Below are 484 nucleotides of genomic sequence, written 5' to 3' on the forward strand. Positions count from 1 at the left end.
CCTGAAGAGCGGTATCCGCCCTCTGGAATCCAAGTGTAAAGCTGAGCAGGCTCCTGGCCAGGCTGCTGGTGCAAGCGGGCGTCGCCCGGCACGGCTGTCCGACTACGGTGTTCAGCTGCGCGAGAAGCAGAAAGTTCGTCGTACCTATGGTGTGCTGGAAAAGCAGTTCCGTAGCTACTACAAGAAAGCGGCCGCTTCCAAGGGCGCAACAGGCGAAGTCCTGCTGCAGCTGCTGGAAGGTCGTCTGGATAACGTGGTTTACCGCATGGGCTTTGGTTCTACCCGTTCCGAAGCGCGTCAGCTGGTTAGCCACCGTGCCATTCTGGTTAACGGCCAGTCTGTGAATGTTGCGTCTTACCAGGTGAAGCCTGGCGACCAGATCAATGTTCGCGAGAAGTCCAAGAACCAGCTGCGCGGGAAGAACGCCATGGAGCTCGCTCAGCAGCGCGGCTTTATGCCGTGGATTGAAGTTGATGACAAGAAG

At 57.9% G+C, this 484-nt stretch carries 1 protein-coding gene; it reads left to right on the top strand.

Features of this window, described 5'->3' with window-relative positions:
• Position 1 precedes the first annotated feature (1 nt).
• A partial coding sequence (rpsD, locus tag A3754_RS07870; protein ID WP_082904770.1) for a 30S ribosomal protein S4 occupies positions 2 to 484 on the top strand: 483 nt, incomplete at its 3' end.

This window comes from Alcanivorax sp. HI0083, from assembly GCF_001635175.1.